18 protein-coding genes are annotated in these 16,711 nt (G+C 66.6%); 9 read left to right on the top strand and 9 right to left on the bottom strand.

The features are described from left to right. Positions 1-97 precede the first annotated feature (97 nt). Both ACP3TD_RS17320 and ACP3TD_RS17315 read left to right on the top strand, forming a co-directional pair. The gene (locus tag ACP3TD_RS17320; protein ID WP_015938384.1) at positions 98-295 is read left to right on the top strand and encodes a hypothetical protein; all 198 of its coding nucleotides are present in this window, start codon (positions 98-100) and stop codon (positions 293-295) included. Between the two features lie 116 nt (positions 296-411). Continuing rightward, the gene (locus ACP3TD_RS17315; protein ID WP_426764211.1) at positions 412-1,254 is read left to right on the top strand and encodes an alpha/beta fold hydrolase; all 843 of its coding nucleotides are present in this window, start codon (positions 412-414) and stop codon (positions 1,252-1,254) included. 71 nt (positions 1,255-1,325) lie between these two features. Here the strand turns inward: ACP3TD_RS17315 and ACP3TD_RS17310 are convergent, their stop codons facing one another. The 7 genes from ACP3TD_RS17310 to ACP3TD_RS17280 all read right to left on the bottom strand — a co-directional run bounded on the left by ACP3TD_RS17310 (position 1,326) and on the right by ACP3TD_RS17280 (position 7,955). Continuing rightward, positions 1,326-2,912 (bottom strand): carbohydrate-binding domain-containing protein, encoded by a 1,587-nt coding sequence (locus ACP3TD_RS17310; RefSeq protein ID WP_426764210.1) that lies wholly within the window; start codon positions 2,910-2,912, stop codon positions 1,326-1,328. A gap of 118 nt (positions 2,913-3,030) precedes the next feature. Continuing rightward, positions 3,031-3,813 carry a polyphosphate polymerase domain-containing protein gene (locus ACP3TD_RS17305; protein WP_426764209.1) on the bottom strand — a complete coding sequence of 261 codons (783 nt, stop codon included), beginning with the start codon at positions 3,811-3,813 and terminating at the stop codon, positions 3,031-3,033. Then, a complete protein-coding gene (locus ACP3TD_RS17300; protein WP_426764208.1) occupies positions 3,810-4,493 on the bottom strand; it encodes a DUF4956 domain-containing protein in 684 nt (227 codons plus the stop codon). Before ACP3TD_RS17300 ends, ACP3TD_RS17305 begins: the two co-directional genes overlap by 4 nt. Before the next feature lie 76 nt (positions 4,494-4,569). Next, positions 4,570-5,694, bottom strand: a complete 1,125-nt coding sequence (locus ACP3TD_RS17295) for a GtrA family protein (RefSeq protein ID WP_426764207.1) — start codon at positions 5,692-5,694, stop codon at positions 4,570-4,572. 6 nt (positions 5,695-5,700) lie between these two features. Then, positions 5,701-6,699, bottom strand: a complete 999-nt coding sequence (locus tag ACP3TD_RS17290; RefSeq protein ID WP_426764206.1) for a phosphodiester glycosidase family protein — start codon at positions 6,697-6,699, stop codon at positions 5,701-5,703. Between the two features lie 22 nt (positions 6,700-6,721). Next, positions 6,722-7,165: a response regulator transcription factor gene (locus ACP3TD_RS17285; RefSeq protein ID WP_426764205.1), complete on the bottom strand. Its 444-nt coding sequence runs from the start codon at positions 7,163-7,165 to the stop codon at positions 6,722-6,724. Positions 7,166-7,211: 46 nt separating this feature from the next. Beyond that, positions 7,212-7,955, bottom strand: coding sequence for an ANTAR domain-containing protein (locus ACP3TD_RS17280; RefSeq protein ID WP_426764204.1), 744 nt, complete (start codon positions 7,953-7,955; stop codon positions 7,212-7,214). 283 nt (positions 7,956-8,238) lie between these two features. On the opposite strand from ACP3TD_RS17280, the gene ACP3TD_RS17275 reads away from it, so the two are divergent. From ACP3TD_RS17275 to ACP3TD_RS17260, 4 genes are all read left to right on the top strand, one after another. Next, a complete protein-coding gene (locus ACP3TD_RS17275) occupies positions 8,239-8,832 on the top strand; it encodes an adenylate kinase (protein WP_426764202.1) in 594 nt (197 codons plus the stop codon). Positions 8,833-8,858: 26 nt separating this feature from the next. Then, positions 8,859-9,752, top strand: a complete 894-nt coding sequence (locus ACP3TD_RS17270) for an NAD-dependent epimerase/dehydratase family protein (RefSeq protein WP_426764201.1) — start codon at positions 8,859-8,861, stop codon at positions 9,750-9,752. Between the two features lie 84 nt (positions 9,753-9,836). Further along, positions 9,837-11,744 carry a S8 family serine peptidase gene (locus ACP3TD_RS17265; RefSeq protein ID WP_426764200.1) on the top strand — a complete coding sequence of 636 codons (1,908 nt, stop codon included), beginning with the start codon at positions 9,837-9,839 and terminating at the stop codon, positions 11,742-11,744. A 48-nt stretch (positions 11,745-11,792) separates the two neighbouring features. Next, positions 11,793-12,653, top strand: a complete 861-nt coding sequence (locus ACP3TD_RS17260; RefSeq protein WP_426764199.1) for a phosphatase PAP2 family protein — start codon at positions 11,793-11,795, stop codon at positions 12,651-12,653. A gap of 6 nt (positions 12,654-12,659) precedes the next feature. On the opposite strand, the gene ACP3TD_RS17255 is transcribed toward ACP3TD_RS17260, so the two are convergent. Next, positions 12,660-12,977 carry a MerR family transcriptional regulator gene (locus ACP3TD_RS17255; protein WP_426764198.1) on the bottom strand — a complete coding sequence of 106 codons (318 nt, stop codon included), beginning with the start codon at positions 12,975-12,977 and terminating at the stop codon, positions 12,660-12,662. A 143-nt stretch (positions 12,978-13,120) separates the two neighbouring features. Here ACP3TD_RS17255 and ACP3TD_RS17250 point away from each other — a divergent pair, with 143 nt between their 5' ends. From ACP3TD_RS17250 to ACP3TD_RS17240, 3 genes are all read left to right on the top strand, one after another. Continuing rightward, the gene (locus tag ACP3TD_RS17250) at positions 13,121-13,495 is read left to right on the top strand and encodes a J domain-containing protein (RefSeq protein WP_426764197.1); all 375 of its coding nucleotides are present in this window, start codon (positions 13,121-13,123) and stop codon (positions 13,493-13,495) included. A 68-nt stretch (positions 13,496-13,563) separates the two neighbouring features. Beyond that, positions 13,564-13,941: a hypothetical protein gene (locus ACP3TD_RS17245; protein ID WP_426764196.1), complete on the top strand. Its 378-nt coding sequence runs from the start codon at positions 13,564-13,566 to the stop codon at positions 13,939-13,941. A 109-nt stretch (positions 13,942-14,050) separates the two neighbouring features. After that, complete coding sequence (locus tag ACP3TD_RS17240; RefSeq protein WP_426764195.1) at positions 14,051-15,553, top strand: glycoside hydrolase family 1 protein; 1,503 nt, start codon at positions 14,051-14,053, stop codon at positions 15,551-15,553. Between the two features lie 26 nt (positions 15,554-15,579). Here ACP3TD_RS17240 and ACP3TD_RS17235 read toward each other — a convergent pair whose 3' ends face one another. After that, positions 15,580-16,698 (bottom strand): App1 family protein, encoded by a 1,119-nt coding sequence (locus ACP3TD_RS17235; protein ID WP_426764194.1) that lies wholly within the window; start codon positions 16,696-16,698, stop codon positions 15,580-15,582. Positions 16,699-16,711: the final 13 nt, after the last annotated feature.

Raw genomic sequence — 16,711 nt, 5'->3', positions numbered from 1 at the left:
GCATATAGTGTCATATGAAGGCCCTGCCCCGCACTATGGTGCCGGGGCGCCGCAGTTGGATAATGGATCGCACAGCTGCGCGGCCTTTGGAGGAAAGATGAAATTCGTGGGAGCCCTCATCGTCATCTGGCTGATCATCGGCGGCGTGGCCGCCTGGCAGCGGGGCTATTTCGGCGGAGCGCCCGGGTCCTGCGCAGAAGCAGGCACCGTCGCCGTCACAATCGTCGCGGGGCCGCTGAACTACATGGGCGTCAACCCGCAGATCACCTGTGAGCTGCCGCAGCCGTCCCAGTAGGCGGACAGGGCCGCCCCGCGGCTGGAGAACGGCCGGAGCGGTCCTAGAGTAGGGACTGCGCAGGTATTGGCATGCCGCCCGCCTGCTCCGATCAGTCTCGAAAGGAATTCGCCGCGATGGCTTTCATTACCGTTGGAACTGAAAACAGCACCGACATCGAGCTCTACTATGAGGACCACGGCTCCGGCCAGCCGGTGGTGCTGATCCACGGCTACCCACTGGACGGTGCCTCTTGGGAACGGCAGGCCACTGCCCTCCTGGCTGCCGGCTACCGCGTGATCACCTACGACCGGCGCGGCTTCGGGAAGTCCAGCAAGACCACCGAAGGCTATGACTACGACACGTTCGCGGCGGACCTCAATACCCTGCTGACCACGCTGGACCTCAGCAACACCGTCCTCGTGGGATTCTCCATGGGCACGGGCGAGGTGGCACGCTACCTGGGCACCTACGGGTCGGAGCGCGTTGCCAAGGCCGCCTTCCTCGGGTCCCTGGAACCGTTCCTGCTTAAGACCGACGACAACCCCGGCGGTGTTCCGCAGGAGGTCTTCGACGGGCTGAAGGAAGCCGTCACCGCGGACCGGTATGCGTTCTTCACCGGGTTCTTCAAGAACTTCTACAACTCGGACACGTTCCTGGGCACACCCCGCCTCAGCCAGGAGGCCGTCACCGCCAGCTGGAACGTGGCCGCAGGCTCCGGTGCCACCGCGTCCGTGGCCGCGCAGGCCACCTGGATCACGGACTTCCGCCAGGACATCCCCAAGATCGACGTTCCTGCGCTGATCGTGCACGGCACCGCGGACAACATCCTGCCCATCGACTCCACCGGGCGGCTGTTCGCCAAGGCACTGCCGGAGGCCGAGTACGTGGAAATCGAGGGAGCGCCGCATGGCCTGCTCCTGACCCACGCCGCCGAGGTCAACGAAGCCCTGCTCGGCTTCCTGGCCAAGCAGGGCTGACCGGCCAAGCTGGGTTAATAACATCCGGCGACGGCGGGAAATCGCCGTCGCCGGATGTTTGAGCCGGAGGCTTACCTGCGGAAGCCGCCTCCGCCGCCGGGTCCCTGTTCCGCCGTGTATTCGCCGGCGGTGATGATGTCAACCTTCGTGGCGCCGTCGAGCGAGCCCTCACCCAGGCCCGCGCTCACCGTGGCCGTGCCCCCGGTGTAGACGGTGTATTCGGTGCCCGCGGTGATCGCCGCTGAGGAGAACACCAGCGACGCAGCGGCCTTGGTGGTGACGAACGCTGCCACCACGGTCCCGGAGGGATCGGCGATCTGGATGACGGTGCCCGCCGGGACGGACGAGCCGAGCGTCACCTGCAGGCCGGACTGGGTGGAGGACGCCCCGGGGGTGACCGCCATGCCCGCGCTGCCGGCAGCGGCCACGGTGCCGCCGGATACGGCGAGTTCGCCGTTGACGTCCAGGGCACCGTTCCCGTCATTCGTGGGGCCATTGACCACCACGGTGCCGCCGGAAATGGTGGCGTTGCCGTTGGAGTCGAGGCCATCGCCCTGCGCATTGATGGTCAGCAGGCCACCGCTGATGTCCACGGTGTAATCGCCCGCTTCCATGCTGCCGCCGCCTGCTCCTGTACTGGAGGAGGCCGTGCTGCTGCCGCCCGAGGCGTTCACGCCGTCGTCGTTGGAGGTGATGTTGGCGGTGCCGCCGGACACTACGATGTGCTGGGCCTCCAGGCCCTCCTCGGATTCCTTGACGGTGGTGTCGCCGGCGGCGATGGTGAGGGTGTTGAAGGCCTTGACGCCGTCATCGCCGGCCGTCACGGTGAGGGTGCCGCCGTTGAGGAGGACCCAGCCGCGGCCCTCGTCCTCCTCGTTGTCCGACTTGAAGCCGTCGTCGGCCGCGGTCACCTGGTAGGCGCCGTCCAGCAGCACGGCATAGTCCTTTCCCACGATGCCGTCGTCTGCCGCGTCTACCGTTACGGTACCGCCGGCCAGGACCAGCCCGTCCTTGCTGGAGATGCCGTCGTTGTAGTTGCCGTCCACGGCCAGGGTGCCCGGGCCGGCGATAGTGAGGTCCGCCTTGGAATAGAGCGCGGCGTTGGGGGCGTCCGTTCCCTGATCGGCGTAGGTGGCGGCGTCGCTGATCGAGTTGTTGGTGCCGTCCGCCAGGTAGATGATCGCCTCGTCTGCGCTTTCCACCATGAAGGGGGACCCCGTGGAGTTGGCCAGGGTGGCGCCGTCCAGGATGATGCGGATGGTGTCCTCTTCGCCGGCGGCCACCACGATCCTGCCGTCGGTGAGCGACCCGCTGAGGCGGTAGGTGCCCGCGGCACTGAAGGTGACAGTGTCGCCGTCTACCGAGACGCCGGATAACGGCCCCGAGGCCACGGCACTGGCGCCGTCAGCCAAGGTGACGGCTACTTCGGAGGCGGCATCCCAGGTGAGGTCGTCGCCGTCGAAGTGGGTGTCCTGGGCAAGCGTGTCCAGTGACACCGCCGTGGTGGTGCCGGCGGAGCTGGAGGAGACCGGGCTGGAGGAACCGGTGTTTGAGGTGCCGGTGATGCCGGTGGGGGACGTGCCGGCCACGGAGCAGCCGGCCAGGCCGATGGCGGCTGCCATGGCTGCAACGGAAAGGTAAGTGCGGAGGCTTTTCATGGAGTGTCCTTGGGTGGGGGAGCAGGTGGTAAGGCGTACAGGATGGTGTGCCGGGCAGCGTACTGTTGGCCAGTCGGCCAGCCAGGCGCCCAGTCAGGCGGGTCGGAAGGGCGGCCTCTCAGGCGGCTGGGCGGAGGGGGAGGCTGCGGGACAACGTGCGGTTCCACCGGTTGGCGGGAAGCTCGGGCCGGAGGGCGGCCATCCCGGTGGCGAACTTGGAGATCCGGGACGGCCTGACGCCGGCCGCCCAGAGGTGCCGGTCCAGCGGCCCGGCGGTTGAACAGGATTTGGTCTCGAGGATGACGGCGTCGTGCAGGAGCCACGGCTCCCGGCCGGGCCGCTGCCACGTCACACCCGTATCGATGGTGGCGCGGCTGCCGGACTCCCGGAGGTAGAAGGTGGTGCGCTGGTACCGGGTTTCGAGGACGGGTTCCAGGGTTCCGGCGGGGACCGAACCTACTGCGGCGGCCAGAGTTTCCCGGACGTAGTCCAGCCCCTCGGCAGTCAGCCGCGAACGGTCTTCGGGCAGGTATGGAATGCGTTCCTTGACGGTTGCTTCCCGGGCGCCCTCGGTCTTGACCTCCAGGAAGCTGATGGCGCTGTCCACATAGGTCCGCGTGCGGATCTTGTAGCGGCGGCGCCGGCCGTGGGCTGCCAGCAGGTAGCTGTCCAGGGCGGCGGTGTCGAAGTAGACGGAGTCATAGGCGAAGCTGCGGGCGCCATCCATTTCCAGGACCCGCATGTCCGCCCCGAAGCTGGCCAGCAGGTGCCGTGCGGTCCCGGTGGCCAGCACGTACTTCCGGTCCACGCGGGTCTGGAGTGCGGCCTCCTCGTTCAGTTCGTCCAGTCCCACGGAGGGGAAGAGATGGAGGTTCCCGACGGCGGCGCCCGCCGGATTCATCGCACGCCTGCCTGGACGTGGCCGGGAAGCTGCTCCGGGCTGGGGATGTACTCAGCGGCGGGGATGGTGCCTGCTGTGGCGGGCGCCGTCGTCGTATCTCCCGTGAGGGTTCCCGGGACGGAAGGGGCGGGGTAGACGGCGGGGGAGTAGGCGTAGCGGACGTCCACGATGGTCTTGTCATTGACCAGGTCCAGCTGCTGGATGGTGGCGGAGTGGACCTTGCCGTGCAGCACTTCCTCCAGCCGGGCGTACAGCTCGCCGTCTTCGGCGATGGCCCGGTCCAGGATGACGGTCTGGTGGCGGTGCGCCGGCAGGACCTTGGGGTGGTCGCCCACGAACATCACCAGCAGGATCAGGGCCATCAGCGAAACGGTCAGCCAGAGCGGCTCGATGCCGAGCCCGGCGATCAGGCCCAGGGCCAGCGCCGAGAAGTAGTAGGCCACCTCGTGCTGGGCCAGTTCGGTGGAGCGGAGCCTGATGATGGACAGGACGCCGAACAGTCCCAGCCCCAGTCCCAGCCCGGCCGCTGAGCCTGACAGTGCTGTGGCGACGGCCAGGACCCCCACGTTCATGCCGAGGTAGGAGACCACCAGGTCGCGCCGGCGGTGGCGGCGGAGGTAGAGGGCGAAGGTGAGGATGCTGATGGCTGCCAGGTCGGCGAGGATGAAAATGAGGTTCATGGAATTCTCCGGAATGTTTTTCGGTGGGCTGTTTCTTACGATGCCCGGCCATACTGTGCAGGTGCTGTGACGGAACCTAGCCGGATATATGAGCTTCGGAGGGGGATTTGCCGGCAGCCTTTCCAGCCTCTTCGCGTGCGGGTTCTGCGGCAGGAAGACGATCTTGTTTCCGGGCGAAAAGCCAGCGCTGCTGTACCGAGAAGCTGATGGCGAGCAGCATGATTTCGGCCAGGATTTTGGCCGCCGGGGCCGGCACGGCAATCGCCTCGAGGGCCCGGATCAGCGCAACGTTGGCGACGAGGAGTACCGCCACCAGGCTGAAATAGCGGACCCCCACGGACCGGGCCGGTCGTTGCCTGCCGTGTTCGAACACCACATGGCGGTTCACCAGGAAGTTCACGGCGGAACTCACCGCCCGGGCTCCCAGCACGGCCAGGAGCAGCGAATCCACCAGAACCGTGAGCAGCAGGAACACCGTGGTGTCCACCAGGAACGCCGTGAAGGACGAGCCGAGGAACTTCAGGAGCGGGGCGTAGATGCGCACGGAGTCTGCCAGCGGGCGGAAGTGGGAACCGGCGTTGTGGTCCAGGTACACGGTGGCGATATCAATGGACTGGATGGAATAGCCGGCGTTTTTCGCTTCCAGCAACATGTTCAGCTCGTACTCGTACCGGTCGCCGCGGACGGACCGGAGCCAAGGGAGCATGGCGGCCGGGTAGCCGCGGAGTCCGGTTTGGGTGTCCGGGATGCGCTCGCCGGTGGCAAGGGTGAACAGCGCCTTCGTGGCCGTATTGCCGAGGCGGCTGCGGGCAGGCACGTCGCCCGTGAAGCTCCTGCTGCCGAGCACCATGGTGGCCGCTCCGCGGGGATCGCTGCCGTTCCCGTGGAGTTTGCCGGCCACCCTGAGGATGTCCGTCACCATGTGCTGGCCATCGCCGTCGGCACACACCACGTCATGGCCGGGCAGGTTGTCCGCGATGAAGCCGAAGCCGGCCTTCAGGGCGAAGCCCTTCCCCCGGTTGCGTGCGTAGCTGAGGACGTGGCACCCCAGTGCCCTGACGTCGTCGAACACGTCCTTGTAGGCGGGGCCGCTGCCGTCATCAACCACCACGACGGCGGTCCACGGCTCGGCGGCGCGGATCCGGCGGATCAGGGCGGGCAAATGGTGGTCCGGTTCGTAGGCCGGGATCAGGATGATCATGGCCGCCTACCCGGCGATGTAGAGGATGTCGGAGGTGCCGCGTTCCTTGTTCTCGCCCAGCGGGTTGTTGACCAGCCCGCCGTTGAAGTACATGGTGGACGAGCCGCCGCCGTCGATGTTGTACGCGGTGGTGGCGCCCAGGCCCTGCATGATTTCGGCCAGGCCGGTCATGGTGACGCCGGCGCTGTAGCCCGGGCTGCGGCCATCCACCACCACGAACACCAGGTGGTTCTCATCGATGATGCCCACGGCCGTGCGCGGCTGCTTGCCCTGGATGGAGTGGTTGCCGAAGTTGGTGTCCACCTCCACGTCTTCGATGCCGGAAGCCACCTCACCGTTGTCCAGGAGGGACGGGCCGAAGGAGAGGGTATTCCAGACGCCGTCCGCCACTAGCTGTTCGGCGGTGGTGCTGGTTTCGTCGTAGACCTTGACCGTGCCGTCGCGGTAGAAAGCGAGGCCCTGGCGGGCGCCTTCGTCGCGGAACACTACGCCGTTGCGGATCACGATGCCGGTGTCCCGGAACCCGTAGTAATCGCCGTTGATGGCGAAGATGGCGTTGTTCGCCTGGGCGATGGCGGAAGTGGTCTCCGTGATGTTCTCGCCGAAACTGTCGTTGGCGAAGGCGGACTGCAGCGCGGTGGCGTCATCGAGCACGACGTCGGCAACGTAGTACGTGACGGTGCTGTCGCCGCTGCCGGTGGTCACCGTGGAGATGCTGATGTTGGACGAATCCGACGTGTAGGACGTGTCAGTGGTGACTGCCGCCGTGCCGGATCCGTCGCTGGACGCGGTGGTGGTGCCGGACTCGGCAGTGCCGCTTTGGGCGGTCCGGGCCTGGCTGGCTTGGTACGCGGAGACGTCCGAAATTTCCACATGCTGGACCACGAACCGGTCGAGCGCCCAGGCGGTGGCGCCGCCGGCGGAAAGAGTAAGGGCTAGGGCCCCGGCGAGGACGGCTCGCCTGACGCGGCCTGGTTTACGTTCGGTGGTCTGCTGGGATGTCATGCCCCATTTCTACAGAGGCCAGTTAGCAGAAGGATTTGCCGTTGATGTGATTGGCCTGTGAAATGTGGGGAGCCTCGAGGCTGGAGGCCGCCGGGGCAGGCGCAGTGGGGCAAAGCCGGTTGGCCAGGTCCTTGAGTTCCTTCGGGTGAAAGGGCTTGGTGAGGTAGGCGGCTGCACCCGAGGCCATCCCGGCCAGGACGTCGTCCTCTTCGGAGCGGGCGGTCAGGAACAGCAGCGGCGCCTTACTCAGCGCCCGGACGGCCCGCGCCACCACGTGGCCGTCCATATCCGGCAGCCCAAGGTCCAGCGTTACCAGCGAAACCGACGGGTCGGCTGCGGCGGCGATGCCCTCGGCGCCGCTAGCCACTGCCCGCACATCGAATCCGGCGCGCGTCAGGACCACGGTGATGAGACCGCGGATATCGTCGTTGTCCTCCACCACAAGGCAGACACGTTGTTGTTCCATCGAAGCCCCCCAGGCCAAAAGATGGCATCAGTCTAGCGTGGCGGGGCTAGCCGTCGTAGTGTGTCTTCGCCGGTCCCTGGCCCAGGGAGTTAACCACTGCGCTGGCCACCTCGTGGAGTTTGGAGTTGCGGGTGCTGGATGCGGTCTTGAGGATATCGAAGGCGTCCTGCTGGCTGCACCGGTTCTGCGCCATGATGATGCCCACTGCCATATCGATCACGGTCCGGGATTCAAGGGTGGCGCGCAGGTTTGCCGCCGTCTCGCTGTAGTGGGCAAAGCGCACCGCCAGGCGGAGGGCCAGCGAGGTCTGGCCGACGAAATCCTCGGCGAACTTGAGCGCCCGCCCCTCGAAACGGTGCGGCCGCCGCGAATACAGGAGCAGGGCGGCCTTGGTTTCGCCCTCCAGCCGGAACGGCAGTGCAAGCACAGAACGGATCCCTTGGCCCAGGACGGCCTCAGCGTACTCCGGCCAGCTGCCGTCTTTTTCCAGGTCCGGCACATGCACGGTCACCTTCTCCAGGGACGCCGTCAGGCTGGGCGTCTGCGGGTACTGGTGCTCGAGGAGGCCGATCGATGCGGCTTCCGGGCTGCTGCTGGCCACGGTAGCGGGCTTGCGCTGCCGCAGCAGGGCGATGGCGCACAACATCTCATCGCCGGGTTCGGAAAGATTGCGTGCGGACACCTGCGCCAGTTCATTAAGGAAGTCCTCAACGTCGGAGCTGCGGAGGACCAGCTCGTGCAGGTGTTCAGTGATGGATATATCAGTTTTAGCTGTTGACTCGCTGGCCACGATTCTCTGGTGCCATTCGCTCAGGTCAAAACGAGCCAGGCACCGTGGACACCGGCCGGCGGAAAGCCGGAAAGGGGTTCAGGTCGCTGGATCGACGAACTTTCCAACGGCCTGCTGCTAAACCGATATTCAGAAGTATATACATGGCTTTGCAGGCGAAAGTGTCATGTTTCCGCGCCTCCACGACTGGCGGGACGCGGGGTGTTACCGGCAGAATGAAGCGGTCGCCGCGGCTGCGGTGGCAACCGGACGCCAACGGACACTTCGCCGGAGGGACGCGAACATGACCAGACTGCTCATCATCGGTCCGCCGGGTTCGGGCAAGGGGACGCAGGCCGAACACCTTGCCCGCCACTTCAACGTTCCGGCCGTCTCCACGGGGGACATTTTCCGCAGCAATGTGAGCAGGGAAACGGAACTTGGCCGCCGGGCTGCGGGATATCTCGACGGCGGCAGTTTCGTTCCGGACCACCTCACCAATGCGCTCGTCAGGGACCGGCTGCAGGACACGGACGTCCGTTCCGGTTTCCTGCTGGATGGCTATCCCCGCACGGCGCCGCAGGTGGCGGAGCTGGACAACATGCTGGCCAGCCAGGGCAGGGCGCTGGATGCGGTCATCGAACTGCTGGCCCCTGACGCCGAACTGGAGCAGCGCATGCGCCAGCGGGCACAGGAGCAGGGCCGCTCGGATGACACCGAGGAGGTGTTCCGCCGCAGGCTGGAGCTCTACCACACGGAAACGCATGAAGTAGTCTCGGCCTATGCGGGCCGCGGACTGTTGGTGTCCGTGAACGGCATGGGAGACCCCGGGGAGATTACCGCCCTGGCGATCGCCGCCGTCGAGAAATTCCTGGCGTCTTTCCATCCCCGCACCTGACCGGCCCCACCAGAAAAGGACACCCCATGAAGATTGCCGTAACCGGCGGAAACGGAAAACTTGGCCGGCATGTGGTCCGCCGCCTCACGGATGACGGCCACCAGGTCCTGACCCTGGACCGTGCCGGAACACGCAGCCCCGGGCTCCTGGTGGTGGACCTGCGTAATTACGGCCAGGTGCTGGACGCACTGTTGGGGGTGGATGACCGCCACGACGGGTTCGACGCCGTGGTGCACCTTGGTGCCATACCGGCGCCGGGCATCCTGCCGGACGCCGCCACGTTCGAGAACAACATGCTCTCCACCTACAACGTCTTCCAGGCCGCGCGGCGCGCCGGGATCAAGAAGGTGGTGTATGCCTCCAGCGAGACGGTGCTGGGGCTGCCGTTCGACGTCGACCCGCCCTACATTCCCGTTGACGAGGAGTACCCGGCCCGGCCCGAAAGCACGTACTCCCTGGTCAAGAAGCTGGAAGAGCAGATGGCCGTGGAAATGACCCGCTGGGACCCGGACCTCAGCATCGTGGGACTGCGGTTCTCCAACGTCATGGACATCGAAGACTACGAGCGCTTCCCGTCCTTCGACTCCGACGCGATGCTCCGCAAGTGGAACCTCTGGGGCTACATCGACGGACGCGACGGCGCGCAGGCGGTGGTGAAGGCACTCGAGAACGGAAAACCGGGGTTCGAAGCGTTCATCGTGGCCAACGCGGACACCGTCATGAGCCGGTCCAGCGCCAGCCTCGCCGCAGAGGTCTTCCCCACCGTCAAGGTCACCAAGGAACTCGGCGAGCACGAAACCATGCTGTCCATCGACAAAGCCCGGCGGCTCCTCGGATTCGAGCCCGAGCACAGCTGGCGCGACCACCAGGGCGCGGTCGCAGCCGGCGCCGATGGGGGTGCCGGAGACCAGGGGGACTGAGTCTCCGCAGGAACCCCCAAGGGTTCGCGAAGGATCCTGCAAGGACGCCGCGGCGCAGCGCAACGGGCTCCTATCCTTTTGGTAATGGCGGTGCTTCCCCGGGCCGCCAATCAGCCAAATTCCAAGGACCCCGCCATCCGTACCCCATTCTTTGCGCTGCCCTCCGCCGCAGCCCTGTTCTCCGCCGTCGCAGGTCTTGCCGTCCTTTGCGCCTCGGCCCTGGCGACGGCGGGACCGGCGGGCGCCGCGCCCACGACGGATCCCGGCGCGGCCGTACGCTACATCGTCCAGTACCGGGCCGCCACGGACGTCGACGCAGAGGCGGCCGGCCTGCGGAAGCAGGGCATCGGCGTCGGACGCACCTTCACCCACGCGGTGCGGGCCGCCGTCGTTACCGCCAACCCGGCCCAGGCCGCGGCGCTGGCGCGGTCCGCACGCGTCGCCTCTGTGGAACCGGACGCGCCGGTCAGCCTCGCGGGGTCACAGCAGCCTGCGCCCTGGGGGCTTGACCGGGTGGACCAGCGGCCGTTGCCGTTGTCCGGCTCCTACACGTGGACGGCCACCGGTTCCGGCGTGACGGCGTACGTGGTGGACACCGGGGTCCTGGCCCAGCACGCCGAGTTCGGCGGACGGGTGGCGGCCGGATGGACCGCGGTGAACGACGGCCTGGGCTCCGGGGACTGCAACGGCCACGGCACGCACGTTGCCGGTACCGTCGCCGGCTCCACCTACGGTGTGGCCAAAGCCGCCACAGTAGTGCCCGTGCGCGTGCTGGACTGCAGCGGCTCCGGGCATAACTCCGATGTTGTGGCGGGACTCGACTGGGTGGCCGCCAACCACCCCGCCGGCGCCCCGGCAGTGGTCAACCTCAGCCTGGGCGGCACGGCCAGCACGGCCGTGGACGCGGCCATCCAGGCAGTGATGGACGACGGCGTCGCGGCAGTGGTTGCCGCGGGCAATTCCGCCGTGGACGCTTGCGGCAGTTCGCCGGCCCGGGTGCCCGGGGCCATCACCGTTGCCGCCAGCGATTCCGCGGACCGGCAGGCGGCCTTCTCCAACTTCGGCTCCTGCGTGGACCTGTACGCACCGGGCGTTGGCATCACGTCCGCGTACTACACCTCCACCAGCGCCACGGCATCAATGTCCGGAACGTCCATGGCCTCCCCGCACGTTGCCGGGGCCGCGGCGCTGCTGCTGTCCCAGAACCGTTTACTCACCCCGGCGCAGGTGTCGGCCGCCCTGGTTTCCACCACAACAACCGGGGTGATCGGCGGAGCGTCCGGCGGAACACCCAACCGCCTGCTCTTTGCGGCAGGCACAGCTCCTGCTCCTTCCCCGGTTCCTGCGCCCGCTCCTGCTCCTGCCGTGACGTCGGCGTCCCCGGCGGTGAACTCCACGGCCGTTGCCGCCGGAACCAACGTGACGGCAACCTTCAGCGCTGCGGTCCAGGGCGTTGGCGTTGCAACGTTCACAGTGAAGAACTCCGCCGGCGGCACCATTCCCGCCACCGTCACCTACAACGCCGCCACCCGGACAGCAACACTCGACCCGTCCGGGAACCTCCCGGCAGATGGCACCTACACGGCCACCCTGACCGGTGGCACCACGGCCATCCGTGATGCCGCCGGGACACCCCTGGGCACCACCAGTTGGCGGTTCACCACCGGACCCGCCCCTGTAGTCACGGCCTATACCCCTGGCAGTAACGCCCTGCTGGTCCGGCGGGCGAACAACATCACCGCCACCTTCAGTGAGGCTGTGCAGGGCGTGGGCGGATCCTCCTTCACGGTGCGGAACGCGGCCACCGGGGCGCTGGTTGCCGCCACGGTTTCGCGGAACGGCGCCACCAACCAGTGGATCCTCGACCCCCAGCAACCACTTGCCGCCCGGACCAAATACACGGTGACCGTTGGCGGCGGGACGGCCATCCGCGACCTTGCCGGGAACCCGCTGGCCGGAAAGAGCTGGCAGTTCACCACGGGATCCCTTTAGCAGCGATAATCTTCACCCTAAGCAATCTTCTTATCGAAGCTGCGCTGGATGGATACTCACTGGGCATTGACCCACGCGGCAAGGACGGACACCACGGTGGCACAGGACGAAACAGCAGGCTCCGGAACGTCCCACACGGCGGCCGGCAGGAACACCGGACGCTGGCGGGCCTTCCACGACAAGTTCGTCGTGGAGGAACGCTTTGTGGAACCGGAGGACCGGCGGGGCCTCTACCGCGCCTCGGTCATCCTGGCTGTGGTTGGCGTGGCACTGTTCATCGCCACCCTGGTCAGCGTGGTGCAGGCGGAGGGCCTGTCCGCTGCAGACAGCCCGGTCCGCGACTGGCTGCTGACAGAGCGCTCCGGCGCCCTCACCGCCGTCATGATCTTCCTTGCCGTGGTCTTCGGCCCCATCGCGCTGCCCATCATCGTCCTGGTGGTCATCGTGGTCTGGGGATTCGCGGCGAAGCACGCCTGGCGCCCCATCCTCCTGGCTTCAGCCATGCTCAGCGGCGTCATCATCTCGCAGATCATCCTCCACATCGTCCAGCGGTCCCGCCCGCCGGAGGACACGATGCTCTTCGGAATCGACCACACCTTTTCCTTCCCCTCCGGCCACGTCCTGGGCGCCTGTGACTTCCTGCTGGTGGGCACGTTCCTCATCTTTTCGCGCCGCAGGGACACCCGGGCCACCGTGTTCGGGTTCATCGGTGCCGGTGTGGGCGTCGTGCTGGCGTCGGTGAGCAGGCTGTACCTGGGCTACCACTGGCTGACGGACACCCTTGCCTCGTTTTCGCTCTCGCTGCTGATCCTGGGCGGCGTGATTGCGCTGGATACCTGGCGGACAACGAGGATCCCGGGCGAACGGGTCACGGGGGAGCTGTCCAAGGCAGAAACCCCGCGCGACTGAGACCTGTCAGCCCGACGGCCGCTGCCGGGCGCGCTTCAGGGCGCTGTGCAGCTTCAGGTTCGCGGCTTCGAGTTCCAGCACCATAGCCACCCCGGCAAGGTTCAGGCCCTGTTCCAGCAACTCGCCAATCCGCAGCAGCACCGCGATGTCATCCTCGCTGTACTGCCGCGTCCCGCCGGAGGTCCGGGCCGGCGTCAACAGGCCCTTGTTCTCGTAAAGGCGGATGTTCTGCTGGCCCGTGCCGGTGAGCCGGGCCGCTACCGAAATGGCGTAAACCGCAGTGGAACCGGGCCGCGCGGAAGGCGGGACCTGCGGTTCTGCCATGCGTCCTCCAGGTACTTGGTGCGGTCTTGCTTCAGTTTTTCACGGGTGCTATAAAAAATCTATATCAGCCACCATAGAAGTTGCGTTGTAAGCAGAAGACTCGAAACACCTGCCCCGCACCAACGAGCTGCAAGGAGTGGGCGATGATGGCCGGCCCTCCCGACTACTACGCCATCCTGAACGTGCCGCCCGACGCCGGCCGTCTGGACATTGCGCGGGCCTATCGCGGCCTCATGCGCACCCACCATCCCGACGTCGGCCCGGCGGATCCCGCCCAGGGCACGCCGGACGACGAGCTGCTGCGGATCATGGACGCCTACGGGGTGCTGGGCGACCCGTCCCGGCGGGCGGCCTATGACCGGCAACGGGCTTTATCGACGGGCACGACCATATCGACAGGCCATCCCCTGTCCACAACCCGGCCCGTCGCTGTCCGGAAGGTACCCGGCAACGGCGGAGCCGCCGGAGACATCATCCGCGTCACGCCCGTGCGCTGGGAAAGCGGGCCATGGGCCTGATTCCGGGAAACCGGGGAAGTATCCAACGCATTCACAACATCACACACAACGAGGAAGGAGAGAGCCGCATGAGCGAGTGGCGGCGTTACGATTCACACCTGATCCCGGCGTTCCATGAGCGCTTTGAACAGCGGTGGGGCAAAGGAACGGCGCCCTTCCTGGATCCTGAAGCCCACGAGGAGCCGCTGCCGCGGGCGCAGTGGATCAACCCGTCAACCGGCGCAGCCCTTGCGGTGGTGCCGGTGTGGACCGTGGATGAAAGGCAGCAGCGGTCCTTCGGCGTTTTCTACCTGCCGCCTGCGGGTGACATCTGGGTCCTGAGGCCGGGTTACACCGCCTACCTTGAACCTGCCGACGGCGAACCCGAACACCTGGTCACCCTGCGCAATGATGCGTTCCGGAAGGCTGTGGCCCACGCCAAGGATTTCCTCTTCGGCTCCCAGTAGCCGTCCGCAGCAGGCTCGCTGGCGGGCACCGCAGCAGTTCCTCGTCAGGGGGCCTTTGCTGTGCCATCCTGAGACGTACTTATCCGCCGATCACCACAGAGGCAGCCCGATGCACATCTCCGCCAAGGACCTCGCAGCAATCATTCCCCCGGGGTTCACGCTCGGCGTCGCCACCGCTGCCATCCAGATCGAGGGGGCCCTGGACGAGGACGGCCGCGGCCCCGCAGGCTGGGATGTTTTCGCCGCCAAGCCCGGGGCGATCGTGGAGGACCACAGCCCCGCGGTGACCACGGACCACTACCACCGGATGCCGCAGGACGTTGCCCTCATGAAGCAGCTGGGAGTGGACTCGTACCGGTTCTCCTTCGCTTGGCCGAGGATCCAGCCCACCGGCCGCGGACCCGCCAACAGTGCAGGCCTCGCGTTCTACGACCGGCTCCTCGACGAGCTCCTGGCCAATGGAATCTCGCCGATGGCCACCATCTACCACTGGGATACGCCGCTGGCGCTGGACGAGGCGGACGGCTGGATGAACCGTGACACCGCCTACCGGCTGGGGGAGTATGCCGCCATCCTTGCGGAAAAGTTCGGCGACCGGGTTGCCCGCTGGGTCACCATCAACGAACCGGCCACCGTCACCACCAACGGCTACACGCTTGGCCTGCACTCCCCGGGCAAGGAGCTGATGCTGGGTGCCTTCCCCACGGTGCACCACCAGCTGCTGGGCCATGGACTTGCCGTGCAGGCGCTGCGTGCCGCCAAAGTCCCCGGCGAAATCGGGATGACCAATGTCTACTCACCCATGGTCCCCAACTCCATCAATCCGCTGGACAGGATCAGCGCCGGGCTCATGGACCTCGCCCAGAACCGGCTGTACGCGGATCCCGTCCTCACCGGAAAATACCCGGACCTCATCAGGGCCGCGAAGTTCTTCTCCTCCTTTGAGCATCCCGAGGAGGACATGGAGCTGATCTCCCAGCCGCTGGATTTCTACGGGCTCAACTACTACATGCCCACCAAGGTGGCCGTGGGCCCCGGCAGCGGGGCTGTCCCGGCCAGCATGGCCGAAGCCATGGGCAGCGACCTGAGCGCGGCTGGCAGCGGCGGCACGCCGTTCCACGTGGAAACCTGGCCCGAAGCGGACATTACGTCCTACGGCTGGCCGGTAAAGCCTGAGTACATCGGGGTGGCGTTGAAGGAAATGGCTGAGCGCTACCCCAACCTCCCGCCCGTCATCCTCACCGAAGGCGGCGCCAGTTTCGAGGACATCATCGTCCGGGACAAATCCACCAACACCAGGTTCATTCCGGACGAGCGGCGCCTGAAGTACCTCTCGGACCACCTTGAGACGGCCCTGCGCGCCACCGCTCCCGGTGGTGAAGCGGAGTCCGTGGACCTGCGCGGCTACTACGTCTGGTCACTGCTGGACAATTTTGAGTGGTCTGCAGGCTTCAACCAGCCGTTCGGGCTGTTGCACGTGGACTTCGAGACCCTTGAGCGCACCCCCAAGGCGTCCTACTTCTGGCTGCAGGAACTCATTGAAGAGCGGGACCTGTTCCAGGCTGCAAGTGCGGCAATCGCCCAGGCCGTCATCCCGGAGGACGCCGCCTAGGGCCACGTTTCAGGCGGAGCTGGTTCCTAGAGCAGGTCCAGCATGCCCAGCTGCTTGGCCATGCCGGCCCCGTCGGGGGAGTAGATCCACGGCACCTTGGACGCGGTATGGTCCCCGTCCTCGGAGTGGCCGCCGGCAAAAACCGACTCGCTGACGGACAGCTGGCGGATGGCGATGGCCGCCACCTTGTCCGGGTTCTCGGAGGCGAAGCCGGAGTAGATGGCTTCGTCGTGCTGGCCGTTGTCCCCGATGAGGAGCCACCGCATGTCCGGGAACTCCTTGCTGAGCCGTTCCAGGTTGCGGTGTTTGTGCTCCTGGCCGCTGCGGAACCAGCGGTCCTGCGTCAGGCCCCAGTCCGTCAGCAGCAACGGGCCGGACGGGTACATGTTCCGGCCAAGGAACCTGGCAAGGGTAGGGGCAGCGTTCCACGGCCCGGTGGAGAGGTAAATGACGGGGGCATCGGGGTGTTCGATGGTCAGCCGGTCCAGCAGCACGGCCATCCCCGGCGTTGCCATGCGCGCCCGCTCGCTGAGGACGAACGTGTTCCACAGGGCCAGGAACGGACGGGGCAGCGCCGTCACCATCACGGTGTCATCAATATCGGACACGATGCCGAACTTCACGTCAGGGGCAATGACGTGGATCAGGGCTTCAGCCGGCTCGGTATCCTCAGCCTGCAGTGTCGCTGTGTGCCAGCCCGGCGACAACTGTACGTCCACCTCGGTGTCCACCAGGCCGCCCCGGTCCGCCTGTACGTGGGTGACGACATCGCCGATGGTAATCTCGACGTCGGTGAACTGCAGCGGCACGCCGGTAAATGCGCGCCAACCGCGGACGTTCTGGGCAGCGTTCTTGGCCTCCTGCTCGGCCTTGCTGCCGGGAAGCGGCTTCTGCGTCATCAGCACGCGGCCCAAGACCCGGACGCGGCTGGTGGATCCGTAGCCCTGGTAGGCAATGGTCCGGGGCACGAAGTCCCAACGCCTGGCGAGCCGGATCCGGAAGCTGTTGAAACCGTCAGAGATGTGGTGGGCCAGGCGGAAGGCATGGTTCCCGCTAAGCTCTGGCCGGCTCACCGGAATCTGTCCCGGCTGCCCGGAAGCGTGCTGGATTGCGGGCTGGGTCGGGTTCTGCGGCGCCGGGTCCATGGTTCCACTCTGC

Source organism: Pseudarthrobacter sp. 1G09, from assembly GCF_050038305.1.
GTDB classification, from domain to species: domain Bacteria; phylum Actinomycetota; class Actinomycetes; order Actinomycetales; family Micrococcaceae; genus Arthrobacter; species Arthrobacter equi.
The sequence above is the reverse complement of the archived record's forward strand: the minus strand, read 5'-3'. Positions and strand labels throughout refer to the sequence as shown.

Bases quoted from the DNA above. Each gene is read 5' to 3' on its own strand.
- ACP3TD_RS17320 (WP_015938384.1), top strand. From the start codon at position 98: ATGAAATTCGTGGGAGCCCTCATCGTCATCTGGCTGATCATCGGCGGC.
- ACP3TD_RS17315 (WP_426764211.1), top strand. From the start codon at position 412: ATGGCTTTCATTACCGTTGGAACTGAAAACAGCACCGACATCGAGCTC.
- ACP3TD_RS17310 (WP_426764210.1), bottom strand. From the start codon at position 2,912: ATGAAAAGCCTCCGCACTTACCTTTCCGTTGCAGCCATGGCAGCCGCC.
- ACP3TD_RS17305 (WP_426764209.1), bottom strand. From the start codon at position 3,813: ATGAATCCGGCGGGCGCCGCCGTCGGGAACCTCCATCTCTTCCCCTCC.
- ACP3TD_RS17300 (WP_426764208.1), bottom strand. From the start codon at position 4,493: ATGAACCTCATTTTCATCCTCGCCGACCTGGCAGCCATCAGCATCCTC.
- ACP3TD_RS17295 (WP_426764207.1), bottom strand. From the start codon at position 5,694: ATGATCATCCTGATCCCGGCCTACGAACCGGACCACCATTTGCCCGCC.
- ACP3TD_RS17290 (WP_426764206.1), bottom strand. From the start codon at position 6,699: ATGACATCCCAGCAGACCACCGAACGTAAACCAGGCCGCGTCAGGCGA.
- ACP3TD_RS17285 (WP_426764205.1), bottom strand. From the start codon at position 7,165: ATGGAACAACAACGTGTCTGCCTTGTGGTGGAGGACAACGACGATATC.
- ACP3TD_RS17275 (WP_426764202.1), top strand. From the start codon at position 8,239: ATGACCAGACTGCTCATCATCGGTCCGCCGGGTTCGGGCAAGGGGACG.
- ACP3TD_RS17270 (WP_426764201.1), top strand. From the start codon at position 8,859: ATGAAGATTGCCGTAACCGGCGGAAACGGAAAACTTGGCCGGCATGTG.
- ACP3TD_RS17265 (WP_426764200.1), top strand. From the start codon at position 9,837: ATGGCGGTGCTTCCCCGGGCCGCCAATCAGCCAAATTCCAAGGACCCC.
- ACP3TD_RS17260 (WP_426764199.1), top strand. From the start codon at position 11,793: ATGGATACTCACTGGGCATTGACCCACGCGGCAAGGACGGACACCACG.
- ACP3TD_RS17255 (WP_426764198.1), bottom strand. From the start codon at position 12,977: ATGGCAGAACCGCAGGTCCCGCCTTCCGCGCGGCCCGGTTCCACTGCG.
- ACP3TD_RS17250 (WP_426764197.1), top strand. From the start codon at position 13,121: ATGATGGCCGGCCCTCCCGACTACTACGCCATCCTGAACGTGCCGCCC.
- ACP3TD_RS17245 (WP_426764196.1), top strand. From the start codon at position 13,564: ATGAGCGAGTGGCGGCGTTACGATTCACACCTGATCCCGGCGTTCCAT.
- ACP3TD_RS17240 (WP_426764195.1), top strand. From the start codon at position 14,051: ATGCACATCTCCGCCAAGGACCTCGCAGCAATCATTCCCCCGGGGTTC.
- ACP3TD_RS17235 (WP_426764194.1), bottom strand. From the start codon at position 16,698: ATGGACCCGGCGCCGCAGAACCCGACCCAGCCCGCAATCCAGCACGCT.